The organism is Rhodobacter calidifons, from assembly GCF_011174775.1.
In the GTDB taxonomy this organism is placed as follows: Bacteria; Pseudomonadota; Alphaproteobacteria; order Rhodobacterales; family Rhodobacteraceae; genus Tabrizicola; species Tabrizicola calidifons.
On the sequence record NZ_JAANHS010000017.1, the window covers coordinates 37,162 to 57,514 of the forward strand.

The following is a 20,353-nucleotide window of genomic DNA, read 5'->3' on the forward strand; positions in this document are numbered from 1 at the left end:
TCAGAGGTCCAGCGACAGCTGGCCCGCCGGTGCGGGCCGGGGGCGGCGCTGCGGGCTGCGGTCGTTCACGAAGCGGGGGTCGGCGCGGCTGGCGTGACGACTGACGATGGCGGCGATCTCGCCCCGGTCGGCGCGGCGGCGCAGGCCGAAGATCGCATCGCGCGCCGCCCGCTGCGCGGCGGCGGGGTCGACGATGGGCGCCGGATAGCGCCTGCCCAGCAGGGTGCCCGCGCCCTCCCAGGCCCAGGGGGTCTGAAGGAAGCGATCCGGCACCGCGGCCAGTTCGGGCACCCAGGCCCGGGTGAAGGCGCCGGTCGGGTCCTGGTCAAGGCCCTGCTTGACCGGATTGTAGATCCGCGGCGTGTTGATCCCGGTGGTGCCCGACTGCATCTGCACCTGCGGCCAGTGGATGCCGGGCTCGTAATCGGTGAAGCGGCGGGCCAGGATCGCGCCGGTCGCCCGCCAGTCCAGCCAGAGGTGATAGGAGGCCGCCGCCATCACCATACTGCGCATCCGGAAGTTCAGCCAGCCGGTCGCCCGCAGATAGCGCAGGCAGGCGTCCAGGAAGGGCAGGCCGGTCTCGCCCGCCTCCCAGGCGGCCAGCCGCGCGGCGTCGGGGTCGCGCGGGCGCAGGCTTTCGGCCGCGCGATGCAGGCAGCGGGTCTCGATCGCCGGTTCGTCCTCCAGCTTCTGGATGAAATGGTCGCGCCAGGCCAGCCGCGCCTGGAAGCTGGCCAGCGCCCCGCCCCAGCGGCCGCCGGGCCGTTCGGCAGCCCGCGCGACGGTCGCCTGCACGACTTCGCGGACCGACAGGGTGCCTAAGGCCAGATGCGGCGACAGGCGGGAACAGGCGCGCTCGGCCGACAGGGGCGAGGACATGGCCGTGCGGTAGGGCTCGGCGCGCCGGGTCAGGAAGCTGTCCATCAGGTCAAGCCCACGGGCGCGGCCGCCAAGCTGGCGGTGCGGGCAGGGGTCGGCGGCAAGCTTAAGCGCCCGGGCCGAGGGGATGGGGCCGGGCTCGACCCCTTCGACCGGGCAGAGCGCCGGGGCGGGCAGGGTGGGGCCGGCCATGAAGGCATCCCGCCGGGCCGACCAGGCATCGCGCGACGGCAGCCGCCGCACCACGCCCGACTGCGGCAGTTCCACCCAGTCGATCCCCGCACCGCGCGCCCAGCCGGCCACCCGACGGTCGCGTGCGAAGGTCCAGGCATTGCCCGTTTCTTCATGGCTGACGATGCGGGTGATCCGATGGCGACGGCAGAGGCTGGCCAGCACCTCGACCGCATCGCCCGTGCGCACCACCAGCGGCGCGCCCGCCCCGGTCAGCGCGACCCGCAGATCGGCCAGGCTTTCGGCCAGGAATTCCCATTGCCGGGCCGAGGCATCGGGCTCTGCCCACAGCTCCGGCTCCACCACATAAAGCGGCAGCACCGGCCCCAGACCCGCCGCGAGCGACAGTGCCGGATGGTCGTGCAGGCGCAGGTCGCGCTTGAACCAGACGAGAACATTCATGGAACATAGATGTAGCGGTGTCGGCGGATTCGTAAAGCGGCAAAAGACTGTTACCGGCCGCCCCCTTGCGTCCGGTGCGTTTGGCCCTAGCCTGCCGGGTCAAAGGAGCCCTTCATGTCCGAGCAGAAGACCGTCTATCTGGCCGATTACCTGCCCTACAGCCACCTCATCGACAAAGTGGACCTGACCTTCCGGCTGCACCCCACGGCAACCCGAGTCCTTGCCCGGCTGAACATCCGCCCCAACCCCGCGCGCAAGGACCGCGATCACCTGCGCCTCGATGGCGAGGGGTTGAAGCTTGTCTCCTGCCGTCTGGATGGCCAGGCGATCACGCCGACGCTTGATGCGCGGTCGCTGACCATCGCCGCGCACGAGCTTCCCGTTGGCGCCTTCACGCTGGAGACCGAGGTCGAAATCGCGCCCGAAGGCAACACGGCGCTGGAAGGCCTATACATGTCGAACGGCATGTACTGCACCCAATGCGAGGCCGAGGGCTTCCGCAAGATCACCTACTACCCCGACCGGCCCGACGTGATGAGCCGCTTCAAGGTGCGGATCGAAAGCGACCTGCCGGTGCTGCTGTCGAACGGCAATCCTGCGGGCCAGGGACAGGGCTGGGCGGAATGGGACGACCCCTGGCCGAAACCGGCCTACCTCTTCGCCCTGGTCGCCGGCGACCTGCGCGCCCATTCGGCGAAGTTCGTCACCGCCTCGGGCCGTCCCGTCGATCTGAACATCTGGGTCCGCCCCGGCGACGAGGACCGCTGCGCCTATGCGATGGACAGCCTGATCCGGTCGATGCGCTGGGACGAACAGGTCTATGGCCGCGAATACGACCTGGACGTGTTCAACATCGTCGCGGTGGACGACTTCAACATGGGCGCGATGGAGAACAAGGGGCTGAACATCTTCAACTCGCGCTATGTCCTTGCCTCGCCGGACACCGCCACCGATGACGATTACGCGCGGATCGAGGCGATCATCGCGCATGAGTATTTCCACAACTGGACCGGCAACCGCATCACCTGCCGCGACTGGTTCCAGCTGTGCCTGAAAGAGGGGCTGACCGTCTTTCGCGACCATCAGTTCTCGGCCGACATGCGGTCGCCCGCGGTGCGCCGGATCGAGGATGTGGTGACGCTGCGCAGCCGCCAGTTCCGCGAGGATGACGGGCCGCTGGCGCATCCGGTGCGCCCCGAAAGCTTTGTCGAGATCAACAACTTCTACACCGCCACGGTCTACGAGAAGGGGGCGGAGGTCATCGGGATGCTGAAATCGCTGGTCGGGGATCAGGCCTACCAGCGCGCGCTTGACCTGTATTTCGACCGCCATGATGGCGAAGCCGCCACCATCGAGGACTGGCTGAAGGTCTTCGAAGATGTGACCGGGCGGGACCTGTCGCAGTTCAAGCTGTGGTATACCGAGGCCGGCACGCCGCGTCTGAAGGTCGAGGAAGCCTGGAACGACGGCATCTATACCCTGACCTTCACCCAGAAGAACCCGCCCACCCCCGGCCAGCCGGTGAAGCAGCCCAAGGTCATCCCGATCAAGGTGGGGCTTCTGAACCCCAATGGCGACGAGGTGGTGCCGACGATCATGCTGGAGATGACCCGCGCGAAGCAGTCGTTCCGCTTCGAGGGGCTGGCGGCGAAACCCGTCCCCTCGATCCTGCGCGGCTTTTCCGCCCCCGTGGTGCTGGAGCGCAAGGCCCCGCCCGAGGAACGCGCCTTTCTGCTGGCGCATGACACCGACGCCTTCAACAAGTGGGAGGCGGGGCGGGCCCTGGCCAAGGAGGTCATGGCCGCGATGGCGCTGAAGGGGGCCCCGGTCTCTCCGGCCTGGCTGGATGCGCTGGCCGCCGTGACCTTCGACGACACGCTGGACCCGGCCTTCCGCGCGCTGTGCCTGCGCCTGCCGGCCGAGGACGACATCGCCCAGACCATTCACGCCATGGGCCGGATCCCGGACCCGGCCAGGATCCACGCCGCCCGGCGCGAGATGGCCGGGGCCCTGGCAATCCGGCTGGGCGAGGGATTGTCGCGGCTTTACAGGGACCTGGACGACAATGCACCCTTCTCGCCCTCGGCAGCGCAGGCGGGGCGGCGGGCCTTGAAGATCGCGGCGCTGGGCCTTCTGTCGCGGCGCGACGGCGGCCGGCTTGCGGCCTCGGCCTTTGCCCGCGCCCGCAGCATGACCGAAGAGGTGGGCGCGCTGTCCGCGCTGCTGGAGGTGGGGCAGGGGCAGGCGGAACTGGTCAGCTTCGCCGCGCGCTGGGGCCGGGACGCGAATGTGATGGACAAGTGGCACGCGCTCCAGATCGCCCATGCCGAGCCGGCCGAAGCGGCCGCCGTGGCGGCGCGGCTGATCGGGGCGCCCGGCTTCGACTGGAAGAACCCCAACCGGTTCCGGACCGTCATCGGGGCCCTGGCTGCCAATCACGCAGGTTTCCACCACCGCTCGGGCGCAGGTTACCGTCTGGTCGCCGACTGGCTGCTCAAGCTCGATCCCCTGAACCCGCAGACGGCGGCCCGCGTCTCGACCGCCTTCGAGACCTGGCCGCGCTATGATGCCGCGCGGCGCAAGCGGGCCCGGGCCGAGCTGGAGCGGATACTGGCGGCCCCCGACCTGAGCAGCGATCTGCGCGAGATGGTCGAAAGGATGCTGGGGGCAGGCTGAGCGCGGTCCGGCCTGCCACAAAGTTGCCGTTCTGTCCGGTTATCGAGCCGCCTGTCCGGCAGGGGGTGAGGCATGCCATACATCATCGCGCTTCTGGGTCTGATGGCAGGCTCGTATTTCTGGATCATCCATGGCGGGGCGACCGCCGATGCGATGCGCCGGCTGACTGGCCAGGTGCAGGCCAGGATCGCCGCGGCTCGCCGGTTCGCGCTGCGCCGCAGGGCCGGCATCCCTTTCGTCAATTCGCTTGACAAAGCCGATGTGTAGGGCGCCGGTGCCGGGACGCTGGTCGAGGTCGCTGCATCCCGCCGGATCGGCAGGTGCCGGTCAGCCGGCCTTGCAATAGGGCTGCGCGCGGGTCCAGGCCGCCATCGCCATGCGCTTTTCCTCGGACCGCAGCGGCGCCCAGTCGCGACCGATGCCCCGGTCGCCCGCGCCGGCGACCATCCCGTCCCTGGCGACCTGGGTCGACATGATCTCGACCGCACATTCCAGGTTCGCCTCGCCATCCTTCAGCGCAATGGGCGAGGTTGCCTCGCAGCCATAGTTGGCCGCCGACCGCGGAGAAATCTGCATCAGCCCGATCCAGCGACCGCCGCCGCCCGAAGCCTTCTCGTTCCAGGTGCTTTCGTATCTGGCGACGGCCGACAGCAGGCCTGCCCAGAAGGCGCGGCGTTCCGGCACGGTCGCGCTGGCGTAGCCCGGGCACCAGGTCTCGATGTCGGCGGGCACCCGTTCGGACAGGACCGGATCCTTGGTTGACAAGGCGACAAGCGTCGATTCGGTCCATTCTTCTGCTTCAGGATGGTGGTCCCACTGCATCGGCGGCGCGACGAATCCCATCGGCTCTGCCGGCTCGGTCTTCACGCAAGCCACCAGCGAAGCCGCTGCGAACAATCCGATCATTCCACGAGCCAGCATGGCAAAGTCACCCGAAGATCACTGCATTTCCCTTTTTTCGCCCTGATCCGGCGGCAGGTTTCCTGCAAGGCAGGCGCTCCCTGCCGGGGGGCGAGTCGATGCTAGTTACACCTTCACTCATGCTTGTGAAAACCCGGTCGGGTCGCGGTCAGCAAGAAGATGCCGCCGCCCTGCGTGCGCAGCTGGGTGCGGCGAGCCCGATGCCGGACGGGCTGACGGCGGACCAGGTGATCGCCCGGCTTGACGCGCCGGTGATGCGGATCGGCGCCGAACGGACCGAATGGGACTGCGTGCGCGACGATCATGCCGCCATGGCGGCGGCCGGCGAATGGACCGATCTGCTCGAGGCGCTGCGCTATACCGACCAGGAACGGGTGATGGCCTCGGGCGGCCGCCGGGTTGCGCCCCTGATCAGCGAGGGGATGCGGGCCGGCCTGTCCGCCGCCATCGCGGCCGGGGACTGGACGGCCGCAAAGGCCGAACTTGCCGCGCTGGAAGCCCTGTTTGACCGGCACTCCGAGGATTACTGCGCCGCCCAGGTGCTGGCGCAGGGCCATATCGACATGGCCTCTGCCCGTCGCAGGTCCGTCCCGGACGGTCAGATCTCGCGCGATGCCTGGGAGGAAGGGGCCGCGCATTACGAACGGGCCGAGGCGCTGGTGACAGAGTTCGACCCGATCGAGGAGATGTCGCCGCTTCTGGCCGCCACCCGCTATGCGCTGCTGCCGGGGATCGAGGACGGTGTCGCGGTCTGCCGCGAATGGTACGAGGACTGGGTCGATCTTGATCCCGAAGATGCCGAGGCCCATGCCGCCCATGCCGTGAACATGCTTCCGGGCTGGCACGGCACGCTGTCCGGTTTCGAACGCGAGGCGCGCCGCGCCGTGCGCATGACCGAAGGCGTGACCGGCAAGGCAGCCTATGCCGTCTACCATTTCACGGCGATGAAGGTGCTAGGGGACCTGTCGCCGACGGTGGACCTGGAATATTTCTGCGAGGCGATTGCGGATTACCAGTCCGCGACCGGATGCCAGCATCGGGCCAATGTCTCGGCGCATCTTCTGTCGGGCCTGGCCATGGAGTTCCGCAAGGAAGGCGCCTCGGCCGCCTATGCGCTGACCAAGGTCCGCGCCGCGCTGTCCGATGTGCTGTGGAACCGTCTGCGCGAGATCCAGATGGATTGCTGGACCACGGGGCCCGAAAGCCTGGCCTTTGCCCTGGCCGAGGTCTTCGGCCCGGCGCTGAAACGCGGCGCAAGGATCGTGCGGCGTGGCGAGGGTCTTGGCACTCTGGTGCGCCGCAGCTGACAGATCCTCTGCCCGCAGCCCGCTGCCCGGTCGTCCGCTGCCCAGTCGCCTATTGCCCTGTCGCGCCGCGCGGCCTAAACCGGCCGGCAGGACCGCAGCCGGAGGCGAGACATGCTTGACCTGACCTATACCGCGCCGACCCCCAAGGTGATTGCCGGGGCCAGGCACGACTGGGAACTGGTCATCGGGATGGAGATCCATGCCCAGGTCTCGTCCAACGCCAAGCTCTTCTCGGGCGCCTCGACCGCATTCGGGGCGGAACCCAATTCGAATGTCTCCTTCGTCGATTGCGCGATGCCGGGGATGCTGCCGGTCATCAACGAATTCTGCGTCGAACAGGCGGTGCGCACCGGGTTGGGTCTGAAGGCGCGCATCAACCTGGTCTCGGCCTTCGACCGCAAGAACTATTTCTATCCCGACCTGCCGCAGGGCTATCAGATCAGCCAGCTTTACCACCCCATCGTGGGCGAGGGCGAGGTGATCGTGGAGATGGGCCCCGGCATCGCCCGCCGGGTGCGGATCGAACGGATCCATCTGGAACAGGACGCCGGGAAATCCATCCACGACATGGACCCGAACCTGAGTTTCGTCGATTTCAATCGGACGGGTGTGGCGCTGATGGAGATTGTCAGCCGCCCCGACATCCGGGGGCCAGAGGAAGCGGCTGCCTATGTGACCAAGCTGCGCCAGATCCTGCGCTACCTTGGCACCTGTGACGGGAACATGCAGAATGGCAACCTGCGGGCCGACGTGAACGTTTCGGTCTGCCGGCCGGGCGCTTATGAGAAGTATCAGGCCACCCAGGACTTCAGCCATCTCGGCACGCGCTGCGAGATCAAGAACATGAACTCGATGCGCTTCATCCAGGCCGCCATCGAATACGAGGCGCGGCGCCAGATCGCCATTCTGGAGGACGGCGGCGAGGTGGTGCAGGAAACCCGCCTCTACGACCCCGACCGGAACGAAACCCGATCGATGCGCTCCAAGGAAGAGGCGCATGACTACCGCTATTTCCCCGACCCAGACCTGTTGCCGCTGGAAATCGAACAGGCCTGGGTCGATGACATCGCCGCGCGGATGCCGGAACTGCCGGATGCCAAGAAGGCGCGTTTCATGGCCGATTACGGCCTGACCGACTATGATGCGAACGTGCTGACCGCCGAACTCGACGCAGCGAACTACTTCGACGCGGTGGCCCGGGGCCGCGACGGCAAGATGGCCGCGAACTGGGTCATCAACGAACTGTTCGGCCGGCTGAAGAAGGAAGGCCACGACATCAGCGAAAGCCCGGTCTCGGCCGCGCAGCTGGGCGGGATCATCGACCTGATCGCCGCCGGAACGATCAGCGGCAAGATGGCCAAGGACCTGTTCGAGATCGTCTATACCGAAGGCGGCGACCCGGCGCAGATCGCCGAGGCGCGCGGGATGAAGCAGGTCACCGACACCGCCGCCATCGAGGCGGCCGTGGACGAGATCATCGCCGCCAACCCCGAGCAGGTGGCAAAGTCCAAGGCCAACCCGAAGCTTGCGGGCTGGTTCACCGGCCAGGTCATCAAGGCCACGGGCGGCAAGGCGAACCCGGCAACGGTCAACGCGCTGGTGGCCAAGAAGCTTGGGCTGTAAGCCTGGGACCAGGAATTCTCGAAAGGTCTTGCAAGATCCTTCGAAGGATCCTGGGTTGCCCTGTTGCCCATCGGGCGCGCTTCTGCCGGAAAAGCTTTCCGTGATTTGCGGCAGGCCGCAGAATCTTCTATGTGTTTCCCCGGACAGTGCGGGAGCAACCCGATGCAGCGTTTCGAGTTCAAGGTCATTCCGGCCCCCAGGCGGGGCGAAAAGGCGCGGGGGGTGAAGACCACCGAGGACCGCTTTGCCCATGCGCTGGCCAATCTGATGAACCAGCTTGGCGCCGAAGGTTGGGACTATGTGCGCGCCGATACGCTGCCCTGCGAGGAACGCGTGGGCTTTACCGGCACCAGGACGACCTTCCAGAATGTCCTCGTCTTCCGCCGCCCGCTGGTCGAGGCGGCCGCGCCGCCGTCGCCCTCCTCCCGGCTTCTTCTGGAAGAGCCGATCCCGACGGCAAAACGCCTAGGACCGGCGGACTTGCCGACACCCGGCAAGGCGCCTGCCCTCGGGCCAGCCAAGCCCGATCTCGCGGCGGAATAGTCAGCCTGCGGCCTTCAGCGCCAGGGGCAAACATTCCTCAAGAATATCAAGCGTCTGGTCATCTCCCAGGCTGATCCGGATGCACCTGTCCAGGGGCGGCACCCCCGGCATCCGGATGAACACCCCCAGCGCCGCCAGCTCTGCCAGTACGCGCCGCGCGTGGTCTCCATCCCGGCCGCAGTCGATGGTGACGAAGTTGGTGGCCGAGGGCAGGGGCCTGAGGCCGTTCGCCAGCGCAATCCCGGCCAGCCGCACCCGCGCCGCAACCGTCCGCTCCCGCACGCCTTGCAGCCAGGCCTGATCGGCAAGTGCAGCCAGAGCGCCAGCCTGGGCTACCCGGCTCATCCCGAAATGATCGCGGATCTTGTCGAAGGCCAGCGCAAGATCGGGGTTGGTGATCGCATAGCCCACCCGAGCGCCGGCAAGCCCGTAACCCTTGGAAAAGGTCCGCATCCGGATGACCTGCGGATGATCCGCAGCAATCACCGGCACCGTGCCGGGCGGCGCAAGGTCGGCATAGGCCTCGTCCAGGATCAGCAGGCTCGCCTCCGGCAGGTTCGCCACCATCTCCTCGACCACCGCCGCCGGATGATGCGACCCCATCGGGTTGTCCGGGTTGGCAAGGTAGATCAGGCGCGCCCCGGTCAGGCGCGCGGCCTCCAGCAAGGCCTCGGGGTCCTCGTGATCGCCCCGGTAGGGTACCCGCGTCAGCACGCCCCCATAGCCGGCCACATGGAAATTGAAGGTCGGATAGGCGCCAAGGCTGGTCACCACCTTCGTGCCCGGTTCCAGCACCAGCCGACACACCAGCCCCAAAAGCCCGTCGATCCCCGGTCCTACGGCGATATGCGCGGGCGTCACCCCATGATGGGCCGCAAGCGCCTGTTTCAGATCGTGGTTCTCCGGGTCGCCATACATCCAGGCGCCCTTTGCGGCCTCCTGCATCGCGGCCACGGCGTGCGGGGAAGGCCCGAACAGGCTCTCGTTCGCCCCGAGCCTTGCGCGGAACGGCACGCCCGTCTGCCGCTCCAGAGCCTCGGGGCCGGTGAAGGGCACGGTCGAGGGCAGGGCTGCAGCGTGGGATGTCAGGAAACGGCTCATGTCCGCGAAGCTGGCACGCAGGCAAGACCCACGCAAGACCTCAGCGCAGGAACTTCCTGCGGCTTTCTTCGGCGATGGCCTGCCGCATCTCCAGCCGGGCAAGCTCGGCCATCGCGGCCTTCCGCTCGGCCTGATCCGTCAGACCCGCGAGAACCTTCCGCTGCGCGATGACCTGCTTCTTCAGCGTGATCTCCTCGGGCAGGACCCCGGCTTCGGCCATGATCCTGAACCCCACGGCATCGCCGGGGGAGACGAAGGCATCGCCTCGCCGGTCGGGCAGGGGCTTGCCTTCCCCCTCCAGACCCTGCAACCGGCCCTTCATGCGGGCCTTCTGGATCTGGCGTTCGGCCAGGCGGGACAGCCAGGACATGCGGCACCTCCATCCGGAAGATGGCCCCAGGGACCAGAGGTCGCACGGGGGCCGTCTGCCCCCCTCGGCCTTCGGCCTCACCCCCCGAGGCATCCGACCGTCGGACCCTGGCGCCTCAGCCCAGATCAGACAGCCGCCGCAGGGCCTCCTGAAGTTTCGCGGCTTCCTCGACCCGCGCCTCGAGGTTCGACTGCGCCTCCATCACCACATCCTCGGGCGCGGATTTGACGAAGTTCGGGTTGTCGAGCCGGCCTTTCAGCCCGCCGATCTCCTTTTGCAGCCTGTCGCAAGCTTTCTGGAGGCGGGCCTTCTCCTCGGCAATGTCGATAAGCCCCTCCAGCGGAATGGCGAAGGCCGCGCCCTCGGCCGCCACGGCGATGCTGGCCTTCGGGGCCGCGCCTTCGGTGACGGTGTCGATCCGCGCCAGCCGCTTGATCAGCACCTCATTGCGCTGAAACGCGGCGCGGGCCTCGTCGGTCAGCGAGGTCGCCACCAGATCCGCCTTCAGCCCCACCGGCACATGCACCTGCGCGCGGGCCGAGCGGATGTCGTCGATGAGCGTGGTGACGAAGGTCATCTCGCGTTCCGCCGCGCGGTCGATCAGCGTCGCGGGCAGCTCTGGCCAGTCGGTGTGCACCAGAAGCTTCGCCCGGCGTCCGGTCGTCCCCCAGAGCTCTTCGGTGATGAAGGGCATGAAGGGGTGCAAAAGGATCATCGACTGATCCAGCACCCAGGCCATGGTCTTGCGGGTTTCCTCGGCATCGGGGCCGTCGAAGAGCGGCTTGGCGAATTCGACATACCAGTCGCAGACCTTGCCCCAGACGAACTTGTAAAGCGCATCGGCGGCGGTGTCGAAGCGGAAGTTCTCAAGCGACTCGTTCACTTCGGCGAGCGTCTTCGCCGTCTCGCCGATGATCCACTTGTTCGCCGTGGCCCCTGGGCTGGGGGCGGGGCCGGTCGCGTGACCTTCCCAGACGCCATTCATTTCGGCAAAGCGGCAGGCGTTCCACAGCTTGGTGCCGAAGTTCCGGTACCCTGCGATGCGCTGGGTATCGAGCTTCAGCACGCCGCCGAGGCTTGCCATCGCGGCGTTGGCGAACCGCAGCGCATCGGCGCCGTATTCGTCGATGATCTCCAACGGGTCGATGACGTTGCCCAGGGACTTCGACATCTTCTTGCCCTTGGCGTCGCGGACCAGGCCATGCAGATAGACGGTGCGGAAGGGCACGTCGTTCACCACAGCCAGCTGCATCATCATCATCCGGGCGACCCAGAAGAACAGGATGTCCTGCCCGGTCACAAGGACCGAGGTGGGGAAGTATTTCTTCAGTTCTTCCGTGGGTTCGGGCCAGCCGAGCGTGCCGATCGGCCAGAGGCCGGAGGAGAACCAGGTGTCGAGGACGTCGGGGTCGCGGGTGAGCTTGCGGCCGGGCGCCATGGCCTGCGCGGCGGCTTCGTTTTCGGCGCAATACTGGTTGCCGTCCTCGTCGAACCAGACAGGGATCTGATGTCCCCACCAAAGCTGGCGGCTGATGCACCAGGGTTCGATGTTTTCCAACCAGTGGTAATAGGTCTTCTCGCCCGAGGGCGGGATGATCTTCGTCCGGCCCGAGCGCACCGCCTCCAGCGCCGGTTCCACGATCTTCGCGGTATCGACGAACCACTGGTCGGTCAGCATCGGCTCGATCACCACCTTCGACCGATCGCCGAAGGGCTGCATGATGGGTTTGGACTCGACGTAGGGGATCATCTCGACCCCGTCCCGGGCTTGACCCGGGACCTCGTCCGATGCCGCAGCGCCTGGCTCGGCCAGAGGCCCCGGGTCAAGCCCGGGGCGGGGTTTCGCGGGCGGGGCGGGCACCATCACCGCCAGCCCCTCAGCCGTGATCGCCTCGACCACGCGCTTTCTTGCCTCGTACCGATCCAGTCCGCGCAGATCGTCCGGCACCAGGTTCAGCGCGTCGATCTCGGCCTCGGACAGGGTGAACGGCTGCTCCGCGATCCCCGGCGTCGCATAGCCCTTGGCCACCAGCCAGGCCCGCGACATCCGCTGCGCCACCTTCGCCGCCTCAGCATAGGGCACTCCGTCCGCCCGCATGTGTGCCCGGGTGTCCATCAGCCGGTAGCAGGGAATGCCCGCGCGCCTGGCCACCGCATAGTCGTTGAAGTCATGCGCCCCGGTGATCTTCACCGCGCCCGAGCCGAAAGTCGGGTCCGGATACTCATCCGTGATGATCGGGATCAACCGGCGATGCTCTTTCGGCCCAACCGGAATTTCGCAAAGTTTCCCGACGATTGGCGCATACCGTTCATCCGATGGATGAACCGCCACCGCCCCGTCGCCCAGCATCGTCTCGGGCCGCGTCGTGGCGATGGAGATATAGTTGCGCACCTCGCGGAAGGTGACGTTGCCGTCCGCGTCCTTCTCGACATATTCGTAGGTTTCGCCCCCCGCGAGCGGATACTTGAAGTGCCACATGTGGCCGGGGACTTCGATGTTCTCGACCTCAAGGTCCGAGATCGCCGTCTCGAAATGCGGGTCCCAGTTCACCAGCCGCTTGCCGCGGTAGATCAGGCCCTTGTTGTAGAGATCGACGAAGACCTTGATGACGGCGTCGTGGAAGTTGCCCTCCTCGTCCGCAGGGGCACCCGGGGCACCCGACATCGTGAACGCCTCGCGGTCCCAGTCGCAGGAACAGCCCAACCGCTGCAACTGCCCGATGATCGTGCCCCGCGATTTCTGTTTCTGTTGCCAAACCCTTGCGGTGAATTTCTCGCGTCCCATCTCCCTGCGCGAGGGCTCGCCGTTCGCGGCCATCTCGCGTTCGGTCACCATCTGGGTCGCGATCCCCGCATGGTCCGTCCCCGGCTGCCACAGCGTGTCGTCGCCCTTCATGCGGTGCCAGCGCACCAGGATGTCCTGCAGCGTGTTGTTGAACGCATGCCCCATATGCAGGCTGCCGGTGACATTCGGAGGCGGGATCATCACCGAAAACGCCGGACGTCCCGGCTTGGCATTGGCCCCGGCCCCGAAGGCCCTGGCCTTCAGCCAGCGCTGCGAGATGCGGGCTTCGGCCTCGGCGGCGTTGAAGGTCTTTTCCATCGGCATGTGGCAATCCCCTTGCGTCCGGGCGGGTATTAGCCTGACCCGCACGGAAGGGGAAGCGTCAGAAGGGCGGCAGACCCATCAGGGCCCGGGCAAAGCACCAGCCGACCAGCGCCGTGAACCCCGCCGCCGTCGCCCAGACCGCTGCCCGGCTGCCCGTCAGCCCGGCCAGGGGAACAACATGCATCGCATGGGTCGCCAGGAAATGCGCCAGGCGCAGGTCGCCCACCTCCCGCGACCAGCCCATCAGCGGCATCCGCGCACCGGTCACTGGCGTGCCCACCAGATGCCCGGTCCCCGATGACATCGTTCCGGCCACCGGCACGGTGAGGACAAAGGTCAGAACCAGACCCAATGCCAGCGCCAGCATCGGGGGGTCTGCCCGGTGGCGCCAGAACACCACGCCCATCGCCAGCGACAGCGAGGTCAGCACCACCGCCGCAAGACCCATCAGCGGGTAGATCACCCCCCAGAGCCCAACGGTGTTGAAATGCGAGGCGGTGCCAAGCGCCGCCGCCCCGCCAATCCACAGCAGCTCGGCGATGATGCAGGCCGCCACCGCGCCGATATAGATCCGCCAGCGACGCGAGGTGAACGTGCCCTCGGGCAAAAGCATCGCGTAGATCGCCAGCGACCCGGTATAGACCACCAGCGCCAGGTGGAACTTCAAGGGCTTCAGCCAGATGCTGTCGCCCTGGAACATGCGCCCGTCCAGCCCGTAGGCGGCCATCACCGGCAGGGCGGTCAGGGCCACGAGCAGCGTCAGGCGCATCAGGTGCGGGTTGGGGGATGAGGCGGCCCAGGCGCGGGGCAGGGCAGGGATGGCGGTCATGGCAGAACCTTTCGGGTCAAAGTGAAACGCAGGATGCCAAAGGCCAGAAGGCCTGCGGGACCGAAAAGGAAGGTCAGCACCAGGCAGGGGATCACCGCCCAATGCGCGATGCCCTCGGCCCGCGCGGTGCGGACCTCCCAGGCGCCAAGTAACAGGTCGAAGGCCAGGTAATGCAGCCAGCCGGCAAGTGCTGTGTGCGGGTGGGTGAACAGAGCCATCACCTCGGGCAGCGACCCGAAGCCGCCCGGTGCCTCCCACCAGAAGGCCAGGACCAGACCGGCATAGGCCAGTGACAGGACCAGCGGCACTGTGGCCGCCGCCACCGACTGCGCCAGTCGCGGCGCAAGCGGCGCGGCAAGAAGCGCCAGCCAGCCAAGCAGGGCCATGGGATTCGCAATCTGGAACAGGGCGTCGGCGGGCATCTTTTCCCTTCCCATCTTTACATTGTCAGGATTACAGCGCAGCCCACCCTGCCGTCAAGAAAAATCTTTACGTTGGAAAGATGACCGGCTAAGCACTCAGAATGTCACAGAAACCCTATCATCACGGCGATCTCCGGGCCGCACTTCTGGCGGCGGCCGAGGCCGAACTTGCCGAAAAGGGGGTCGAGGGGTTCTCGCTCCGCTCCGTCGCCAAACGCGCCGGGGTCAGCCATGCCGCCCCCGCGCATCATTTCGGCGATACTGGCGGGCTCCTGACCGCGCTGGCGGTTGAGGGCTTCACCCGGTTCCAGGACACGCTGGACGCCCGCGAACAGGGCGCGACGGACGACCGGGACCGCGCGGTCCGCGCGGGACTGGGCTACCTGGAATTTGCGCTGGCGAGGCCGGCTCTGTTCCGCCTGATCTTCTCTTCGGCGCGACCCGATTATGCCGCGCCCGAACTGACGGCGGCAGCCAGCCGGGCCTACGACCATCTGGTCGGGCTGATCCGGGCGCTCGGCGGCGACGAGACCGATGTCATCGCCCTCTGGGCCACCAGCCACGGGATCGCCGATCTCTCGGCGGGCCACAAGATGCGGACGCTCCAGGGCAAATCCCTTGCCGAACGCGAGGCGATGATCCGCAGCGTCCTGTTGCGCTGCCTTCCCGCGGCGGCACCGGAATTCTCACGAATTCCGGACCGGAGCCTTTGAAGGCTCCGGACCGATTTCCGCGGGGAAATCGGCGGGGGATCAGACCGGCAGCCCGGCATCGGCCTTGGGCTGGGCCATCACGATCTGGCTCTGCACGCGCGCCACGGCCGGGTTCGGCAACAGCCGCTCGTGGATCAGCGCGTTCAGCGCGGGCAGGTCCTCGCACCAGACCCGCAAGAGGTAATCCGCCTCGCCCGTCAGCGTCCAGCAGGCCACGACCTCGGGCAGGGTGGCGATCAGGCGCAGGAACTCCCGCGCGGCCTCGGGCGAATGCGCGGCCATCTGCACCTGGACGAAGGCCTGCACCGTCAGCCCCAGCCGAGCCGGGGAAAGCCGGGCGACATAGCCGGTAATCAGCCCCTCTGCCTCCAGCCGCGCGCGGCGGCGGGCGGCCTGGCTGGCCGACAGGCGCAGAAGGTCGCCCAGCTCCTGCGCGGTGATCTGGGCATTGGCCTGCACCGCCGCCAGCAGGCGCGAATCGATCTCGTCCAGCATGCGTGAAACTCGCGGAATTGAAAACATAGGCGCAATGGACGCGCATCATATTCGAAAAACAAGCCAAAAAATGCGCGCCGTCTGCGGTCATGCCATGGCATCTTTACAGGGTAGTCCGTGCCAGCCTCAGGAGCCGCCCATGGGACCCTTTCCGCATTCAGCCCCGCGCGCCGTGATCTCGGCGGAGAATCCGGCCGGGACCGACGGGTTCGAGTTCGTCGAATTCGCCCATCCGAACCCCGACGAGCTGCGCGCCACCTTCGCCCGGATGGGTTACACGCTCACCGCCCGGCACAAGACCAGGGCGATCGAGCTCTGGCAGCAGGGCGACATCACCTACATCCTGAACGACGAGCCCGGCAGCCACGCCCGCCGCTTCGTCGAGGATCACGGCCCCTGCGCCCCGTCGATGGGCTGGCGGGTGGTCGATGCCGTGCATGCCTTCGCCCATGCCGTGAAGAACGGCGCGCAACCCTTTGACGGACCTGGAAAAGCGCTGGACCTGCCCGCCATCGTCGGCATCGGCGGTTCTCTGATCTACTTCACCGACCGCTACGGCGATGCGACCCCCTATGACGCCGAGTTCGACTGGGTGGCGCCGCCGAAACCGAAAGGGGTGGGGTTCCACTACCTCGACCACCTGACCCACAACGTCCATCGCGGCAACATGGACAAGTGGTTCGACTTCTACGGCCGCCTGTTCAACTTCCGCCAGATCCGGTTCTTCGATATCGAGGGCAAGTTCTCGGGTCTGCATTCCCGCGCGCTGACCAGCCCCTGCGGCCGGATCCGTATTCCGGTGAACGAGGACCGGGGCGAGACCGGGCAGATCGTCGAATATCTCAAGCGTTACAACGGCGAAGGCATCCAGCACATCGCCGTCGGGACCGATGATCTTTATGCGGCGGTCGATGCGATTGCCGAGGCCGGGGTGAAGTTCATGCCCAAGCCGCCGATGGCCTATTACGAGATGTCCAAGACTCGCGTCGCGGGCCACACCGAACCTCTGGACCGCATGGCCAGGCACGGCATCCTGATCGACGGCGAGGGTGTCGTTGACGGCGGCGAGACCAAGATCCTGTTGCAGATCTTCTCAAGGACGATGGTCGGCCCGATCTTCTTCGAATTCATCCAGCGCAAGGGCGATGAGGGTTTCGGCGAAGGCAACTTCCGCGCGCTGTTCGAGTCGATCGAACAGGACCAGATCGAACGCGGTGTGCTGAAGGCTTCGTGACGCCTCCTGGTTCGACTGCGTCTCCTCGTCGGCCTTTCGCGGAACAGCGTCGGACGCGCTGGGGTTCAGCGTGCGGCGATATGTGCGGCGAGCCTTTCGGCATCCTTCCAGGCGCCCCAGATGAAGGCCGATCCGCGGCAGGACAGCCAGGGCAACCCGATGAAGTAGAGCCCGGGCACCTCGGAGACCCCATCCTGGTGGCGGGGACGCCCGTCTTCGCGGCAGATGTCCATGTCGATCCAGCCGAAATCCAGGCGGAAGCCGGTGGCCCAGATCACCGTGCGGATGCCGGCCTCTGCCAGATTCAGGGTAAGCCGGGGGTGGGTCACGCAGTCCGGCAGCGGAAGCAGCCTTCGCGCCTCGGGCTCTTCGGGCAGGTCCAGCCCGTGGGCGGCGACATAGGCATCGGCCTCGTCCAGCACCGAGAGGTAGTTCCGATCTCCCGCCTCGATGTTGCGGCGCAGGTCATCGGCAAGGTGCAGCACTCCGTCGCGGCAGTCTCCAGCCCGGCCCAGCAGCGTGACGCCAAGACCTGCAAGGCGGCGGAAGTCCATCGTGTGCCCGCCATAGGCGCCCGAGACGGCGATGGTGACATGTTCGGTCCCCGGCGTGGGCGCCTTCATGTCCCACTTGCCAAGCTTGCCCAGCCACCAGACGAAATCCTTGCCGCGATAGCGGCGCGGCGGGCGGTCGTGCGGGCCGATGGACAGATAGGTGCGGCGGCCCGCCCGGACCAGTTCCTCGGCGATCTGCGCCCCCGAGGACCCGGCGCCGACGACCAGCACCGCGCCTGCGGGAAGCGCGTCTGGATTGCGGTAGCGGCAGGAATGCAGCTGGGTGATCGTGGGGTCGGAAATGACGGTCGGGATCACCGGAACCTGGAAGGGGCCGGTGGCGACGACCACGTTGCGGGCCAGGATCGGCCCGCCGCCGGTCGCGGCGCGAAAGCCGCCCTCCGCGCGCTCCAGCCGTGTCACCTCGACCCCGGTGCGGATCGGCAGGGCGCGGTCCTCGGCGAAGCGCTGGAAATAGTCGGCGACGGCCTCTTTCGGGGCGAAGGCTTCGGGGTCGATCCCCTCGAACTCGGCTTCGGGAAAGCGGTCATGCCAGGCGGGGCCGTTGGCCACCAGGCTGTCCCAGCGCCAGCTCCGCCAGCGTTCGGCGATGCGGTCGCGTTCGAGGACGAGATGCGGGATGCCGTGCTTCTGGAGGTGGGAGGAAGTCGCGATCCCCGCCTGACCGCCGCCGATGACTAGGGTATGGGTGGTCTCGGTCACTGGTCCTGCCCTTCGGCCTTCCGGGCCACCACGCGCGGCGCCTTGATTGGGGTGTTGCAAATCAATGGCTTGTCCGTGAGCGTCAAGAGAATCTTCATCTTTTGCCTACTCATCCCCCGGAACTCCGTATGAGGGGGCCTGGGTCGGGTTCTCGGCGCGCTGGACATAGGCGGCCATCTGGGGGGCATAGATGTCCCAGGCGGTGCGCAGCATGCCGATCGGGTCCTCGGCCCAGTCGATGCGGAGGTCCACCAGCGGCCAGTCCAGCCGATCGGCCAACTTCAGACCGGCCGAGTGGACCGGCCCGGCCTCGCCACCCGCCGCAAGCCCGGCCTCCAGCGCCTGCATCAGCCGCTCGGCCAGGTGGCCGGTCGCGGTGGTGAAGGCCCGGACCATGGCCATCGGCACCAGCGCGTCGGACAGAAGGTTGCCCCCCGCCGCGCAATCGGTGGCCTGCGCCTCGCCCCAGAGGCCCAGCACCTGCCGCCCGGAATGGATCGCGGTCCGGCCCGCGGCGTCCACCACCAGCAGCTGGCGGTAGTCGATATGCGGACGGCCATCGGTCACCTGCGCCAGAGCCTCGCTGGCCGGCAGTCCCAGCGCCAGCCGGTCCAGCAGCAGCGGGCCAAGGGCGGGGTCGGTGACGTTCTGGCTTGCAACGGCCCCGACGCCCGCGCGCACATGCGCACAGCGCGCCGCGACGGCAGGGGAGGAGGACGCAATGGCAATTCCGAACTGCCCGGTCCGGGCGCAGCGGGCGACGATGGAAAAGGTCATGCCTCGTCGTCCGGGATCACGGCGGTTCCGTCGATCTCCACTAGCCAGGAGGGCCGGGCAAGCGCCGTCACCACGACGCCGGTCGAGACCGGATGCACACCCCTGATGTATTCGCCCATGGTCCGGTAGACCGCCTCGCGGTGGCGGACATCGGTCAGATAGACCACGATCTTGCACAGATGTTCCATCCGGCCGCCGACCTCTTCCAGAAGCTGGCGGATGTTCTGCATGACCTTGTGGGTCTGTTCGACTGGATCATGGCTGCCGATGTCCTGCGCCGTGTCCAGGTCCTGCGGGCACTGCCCGCGCAGGAACACGATGCGGCCCCGGGCGACGACGGCCTGAGCGAGGTCGTTGTCCAGCTTCTGCTCGGGATAGGTGTCGCGGGTGTTGAACTTGCGGTGGCGGAAATGGGTCATCCTGGGTCCTGCGGGCCGTGGCGGCGGGTGAATCGAGCGCGTTCCGCGCAAGCCCGTGTCGCGTCTCTGTGCCTGCGGCACAACCGGCTCGGGCCGCGCCTCCGGCGGGTGTCATGGCGGACAGATGAAACCACGAAGGACGCCATGGCAAGGGCCATGTCGCGTCGCAGGCTGCGGCGGGATCAACCGGGCGGGGTCAGCCCTAGATGTCCAGTCCGGCCTTCGGGCGGGGTTCGCTGGGCAGCTCTCCCGTGGCCAGGTAAAGCGCCTGTTCGGCGATGGTCGTGGCATGGTCGCCGGCGCGTTCGATGTTCTTTGCGATGAAATGCAGATGCATCGAGGGGCCGATGTTGGCCGGGCTTTCCATCATGTAGGTGAAAAGCGAGCGGAACAGCGTGTTGTACATCTGGTCGATGTCCAGATCGCGCTTGCGCACCGAGGCGGCAAGGGCCGCGTCCTTCTGCACCAGGGCCCGGCTGGCTTCCTCCAGCATGCGCACGACCAGGGTCGCCATGCGCCGGATCGTGCCTGCATGGCCTTCGACCGGGGCCGACTGCGGCAGGACACGGGTGCGCTTGGCGACGTTCTTGGCATAGTCGCCCACGCGTTCCAGGCTGTGCGCGGCGCGCATGACCGCCAGTAGCCGCCGCAGATCGACCGCGGTGGGGGCACGGCGGGCGATGATGCTGGCGGCTTCCATCTGGATGAACTCTTCCAGCTCGTCGATGGCGCGGTCTGACGCGATCACCCGGTCGGCGGCGGCCAGATCCAGGCTTTCCAGCGCCTTGGCCGCATCGGTCAGCGCGGTTTCGGCCAGCCCGGACAGGCGGATGAAATGGGCCTGAAGGGCTTCGAGGTCGCGGTCGAAGGCCGCCATGATATGCTGGTCGCGGTCGGTCATCACGACGCTCCTTAGCCGATCCGTCCGGTGATGTAGGATTCGGTCCTGGGGTCCTTCGGGGTGGTGAAGATCTGCGTCGTGTCGCCGTATTCCACCAGATTGCCCAGGTGGAAGAAGGCCGTCT

The 20,353-nt window shown here is 67.3% G+C and carries 19 protein-coding genes and 1 pseudogene; 7 read left to right on the forward strand and 13 right to left on the reverse strand.

The window, feature by feature from the left end:
- Nucleotides 1-1,512: an FAD-binding domain-containing protein gene (locus tag G8O29_RS15900; protein ID WP_166404212.1), complete on the reverse strand. Its 1,512-nt coding sequence runs from the start codon at nucleotides 1,510-1,512 to the stop codon at nucleotides 1-3.
- Nucleotides 1,513-1,626: 114 nt separating this feature from the next.
- Between G8O29_RS15900 and pepN the strand changes: the two genes are divergently transcribed.
- Entirely contained in the window at nucleotides 1,627-4,188 is a 2,562-nt protein-coding gene (gene pepN, locus G8O29_RS15905) for an aminopeptidase N (protein ID WP_166404213.1), read from the forward strand.
- Nucleotides 4,189-4,260: 72 nt separating this feature from the next.
- The gene (locus tag G8O29_RS15910; protein WP_166404214.1) at nucleotides 4,261-4,455 is read left to right on the forward strand and encodes a hypothetical protein; all 195 of its coding nucleotides are present in this window, start codon (nucleotides 4,261-4,263) and stop codon (nucleotides 4,453-4,455) included.
- Nucleotides 4,456-4,515: 60 nt separating this feature from the next.
- Here the strand turns inward: G8O29_RS15910 and G8O29_RS15915 are convergent, their stop codons facing one another.
- On the reverse strand, nucleotides 4,516-5,094 hold the full coding sequence (locus tag G8O29_RS15915; protein ID WP_242679141.1) for a transglycosylase SLT domain-containing protein: 579 nt from the start codon (nucleotides 5,092-5,094) through the stop codon (nucleotides 4,516-4,518).
- Nucleotides 5,095-5,228: 134 nt separating this feature from the next.
- Here G8O29_RS15915 and G8O29_RS15920 point away from each other — a divergent pair, with 134 nt between their 5' ends.
- The 3 genes from G8O29_RS15920 (at nucleotide 5,229) to G8O29_RS15930 (ending at nucleotide 8,582) form a co-directional block, all read left to right on the forward strand.
- Entirely contained in the window at nucleotides 5,229-6,416 is a 1,188-nt protein-coding gene (locus G8O29_RS15920) for a hypothetical protein (protein ID WP_166404216.1), read from the forward strand.
- Between the two features lie 111 nt (nucleotides 6,417-6,527).
- Nucleotides 6,528-8,039 carry an Asp-tRNA(Asn)/Glu-tRNA(Gln) amidotransferase subunit GatB gene (gatB, locus tag G8O29_RS15925; RefSeq protein WP_166404217.1) on the forward strand — a complete coding sequence of 504 codons (1,512 nt, stop codon included), beginning with the start codon at nucleotides 6,528-6,530 and terminating at the stop codon, nucleotides 8,037-8,039.
- Between the two features lie 162 nt (nucleotides 8,040-8,201).
- Nucleotides 8,202-8,582 (forward strand): DUF4177 domain-containing protein, encoded by a 381-nt coding sequence (locus tag G8O29_RS15930; protein ID WP_166404218.1) that lies wholly within the window; start codon nucleotides 8,202-8,204, stop codon nucleotides 8,580-8,582.
- On the opposite strand, the gene G8O29_RS15935 is transcribed toward G8O29_RS15930, so the two are convergent.
- The 5 genes from G8O29_RS15935 to G8O29_RS15955 all read right to left on the reverse strand — a co-directional run bounded on the left by G8O29_RS15935 (nucleotide 8,583) and on the right by G8O29_RS15955 (nucleotide 14,413).
- Nucleotides 8,583-9,683: a pyridoxal phosphate-dependent aminotransferase gene (locus G8O29_RS15935; RefSeq protein WP_166404219.1), complete on the reverse strand. Its 1,101-nt coding sequence runs from the start codon at nucleotides 9,681-9,683 to the stop codon at nucleotides 8,583-8,585.
- Nucleotides 9,684-9,723: 40 nt separating this feature from the next.
- Entirely contained in the window at nucleotides 9,724-10,053 is a 330-nt protein-coding gene (locus tag G8O29_RS15940; RefSeq protein WP_166404220.1) for a DnaJ family domain-containing protein, read from the reverse strand.
- Between the two features lie 115 nt (nucleotides 10,054-10,168).
- On the reverse strand, nucleotides 10,169-13,162 hold the full coding sequence (locus G8O29_RS15945) for a valine--tRNA ligase (RefSeq protein WP_166404221.1): 2,994 nt from the start codon (nucleotides 13,160-13,162) through the stop codon (nucleotides 10,169-10,171).
- 58 nt (nucleotides 13,163-13,220) lie between these two features.
- Entirely contained in the window at nucleotides 13,221-13,991 is a 771-nt protein-coding gene (locus tag G8O29_RS15950; protein ID WP_166404222.1) for a hypothetical protein, read from the reverse strand.
- Entirely contained in the window at nucleotides 13,988-14,413 is a 426-nt protein-coding gene (locus tag G8O29_RS15955; protein WP_166404223.1) for an ABA4-like family protein, read from the reverse strand. The genes G8O29_RS15950 and G8O29_RS15955 overlap by 4 nt, the downstream gene beginning before the upstream one ends.
- Nucleotides 14,414-14,514: 101 nt before the next feature.
- On the opposite strand from G8O29_RS15955, the gene G8O29_RS15960 reads away from it, so the two are divergent.
- Entirely contained in the window at nucleotides 14,515-15,126 is a 612-nt protein-coding gene (locus G8O29_RS15960) for a TetR/AcrR family transcriptional regulator (RefSeq protein ID WP_166404224.1), read from the forward strand.
- A gap of 39 nt (nucleotides 15,127-15,165) precedes the next feature.
- Here G8O29_RS15960 and G8O29_RS15965 read toward each other — a convergent pair whose 3' ends face one another.
- The gene (locus G8O29_RS15965; RefSeq protein WP_166404225.1) at nucleotides 15,166-15,621 is read right to left on the reverse strand and encodes an Lrp/AsnC family transcriptional regulator; all 456 of its coding nucleotides are present in this window, start codon (nucleotides 15,619-15,621) and stop codon (nucleotides 15,166-15,168) included.
- Between the two features lie 139 nt (nucleotides 15,622-15,760).
- Here G8O29_RS15965 and hppD point away from each other — a divergent pair, with 139 nt between their 5' ends.
- Complete coding sequence (hppD, locus tag G8O29_RS15970; RefSeq protein ID WP_166404226.1) at nucleotides 15,761-16,855, forward strand: 4-hydroxyphenylpyruvate dioxygenase; 1,095 nt, start codon at nucleotides 15,761-15,763, stop codon at nucleotides 16,853-16,855.
- Between the two features lie 65 nt (nucleotides 16,856-16,920).
- On the opposite strand, the gene G8O29_RS15975 is transcribed toward hppD, so the two are convergent.
- The 5 genes and pseudogenes from G8O29_RS15975 to G8O29_RS15995 form a co-directional block, all read right to left on the reverse strand.
- A complete protein-coding gene (locus tag G8O29_RS15975) occupies nucleotides 16,921-18,132 on the reverse strand; it encodes a flavin-containing monooxygenase (RefSeq protein ID WP_166404227.1) in 1,212 nt (403 codons plus the stop codon).
- 105 nt (nucleotides 18,133-18,237) lie between these two features.
- Nucleotides 18,238-18,909: a DUF1028 domain-containing protein gene (locus G8O29_RS15980; protein ID WP_166404228.1), complete on the reverse strand. Its 672-nt coding sequence runs from the start codon at nucleotides 18,907-18,909 to the stop codon at nucleotides 18,238-18,240.
- Entirely contained in the window at nucleotides 18,906-19,328 is a 423-nt protein-coding gene (locus G8O29_RS15985; protein ID WP_166404229.1) for a RidA family protein, read from the reverse strand. Before G8O29_RS15985 ends, G8O29_RS15980 begins: the two co-directional genes overlap by 4 nt.
- Nucleotides 19,329-19,530: 202 nt before the next feature.
- Nucleotides 19,531-20,232 (reverse strand): phosphate signaling complex protein PhoU, encoded by a 702-nt coding sequence (gene phoU, locus G8O29_RS15990; RefSeq protein ID WP_166404230.1) that lies wholly within the window; start codon nucleotides 20,230-20,232, stop codon nucleotides 19,531-19,533.
- Between the two features lie 8 nt (nucleotides 20,233-20,240).
- Nucleotides 20,241-20,353 (reverse strand): annotated as a pseudogene (locus G8O29_RS15995) (phosphate ABC transporter ATP-binding protein); the annotation flags it as partial.

What these genes read in the sequence shown, in the direction of transcription:
- G8O29_RS15900 (WP_166404212.1), bottom strand. Translation starts at nt 1,512, where the DNA reads ATGAATGTTCTCGTCTGGTTCAAGCGCGACCTGCGCCTGCACGACCAT.
- pepN (WP_166404213.1), top strand. Translation starts at nt 1,627, where the DNA reads ATGTCCGAGCAGAAGACCGTCTATCTGGCCGATTACCTGCCCTACAGC.
- G8O29_RS15910 (WP_166404214.1), top strand. Translation starts at nt 4,261, where the DNA reads ATGCCATACATCATCGCGCTTCTGGGTCTGATGGCAGGCTCGTATTTC.
- G8O29_RS15915 (WP_242679141.1), bottom strand. Translation starts at nt 5,094, where the DNA reads ATGATCGGATTGTTCGCAGCGGCTTCGCTGGTGGCTTGCGTGAAGACC.
- G8O29_RS15920 (WP_166404216.1), top strand. Translation starts at nt 5,229, where the DNA reads ATGCTTGTGAAAACCCGGTCGGGTCGCGGTCAGCAAGAAGATGCCGCC.
- gatB (WP_166404217.1), top strand. Translation starts at nt 6,528, where the DNA reads ATGCTTGACCTGACCTATACCGCGCCGACCCCCAAGGTGATTGCCGGG.
- G8O29_RS15930 (WP_166404218.1), top strand. Translation starts at nt 8,202, where the DNA reads ATGCAGCGTTTCGAGTTCAAGGTCATTCCGGCCCCCAGGCGGGGCGAA.
- G8O29_RS15935 (WP_166404219.1), bottom strand. Translation starts at nt 9,683, where the DNA reads ATGAGCCGTTTCCTGACATCCCACGCTGCAGCCCTGCCCTCGACCGTG.
- G8O29_RS15940 (WP_166404220.1), bottom strand. Translation starts at nt 10,053, where the DNA reads ATGTCCTGGCTGTCCCGCCTGGCCGAACGCCAGATCCAGAAGGCCCGC.
- G8O29_RS15945 (WP_166404221.1), bottom strand. Translation starts at nt 13,162, where the DNA reads ATGCCGATGGAAAAGACCTTCAACGCCGCCGAGGCCGAAGCCCGCATC.
- G8O29_RS15950 (WP_166404222.1), bottom strand. Translation starts at nt 13,991, where the DNA reads ATGACCGCCATCCCTGCCCTGCCCCGCGCCTGGGCCGCCTCATCCCCC.
- G8O29_RS15955 (WP_166404223.1), bottom strand. Translation starts at nt 14,413, where the DNA reads ATGCCCGCCGACGCCCTGTTCCAGATTGCGAATCCCATGGCCCTGCTT.
- G8O29_RS15960 (WP_166404224.1), top strand. Translation starts at nt 14,515, where the DNA reads ATGTCACAGAAACCCTATCATCACGGCGATCTCCGGGCCGCACTTCTG.
- G8O29_RS15965 (WP_166404225.1), bottom strand. Translation starts at nt 15,621, where the DNA reads ATGCTGGACGAGATCGATTCGCGCCTGCTGGCGGCGGTGCAGGCCAAT.
- hppD (WP_166404226.1), top strand. Translation starts at nt 15,761, where the DNA reads ATGGGACCCTTTCCGCATTCAGCCCCGCGCGCCGTGATCTCGGCGGAG.
- G8O29_RS15980 (WP_166404228.1), bottom strand. Translation starts at nt 18,909, where the DNA reads ATGACCTTTTCCATCGTCGCCCGCTGCGCCCGGACCGGGCAGTTCGGA.
- G8O29_RS15985 (WP_166404229.1), bottom strand. Translation starts at nt 19,328, where the DNA reads ATGACCCATTTCCGCCACCGCAAGTTCAACACCCGCGACACCTATCCC.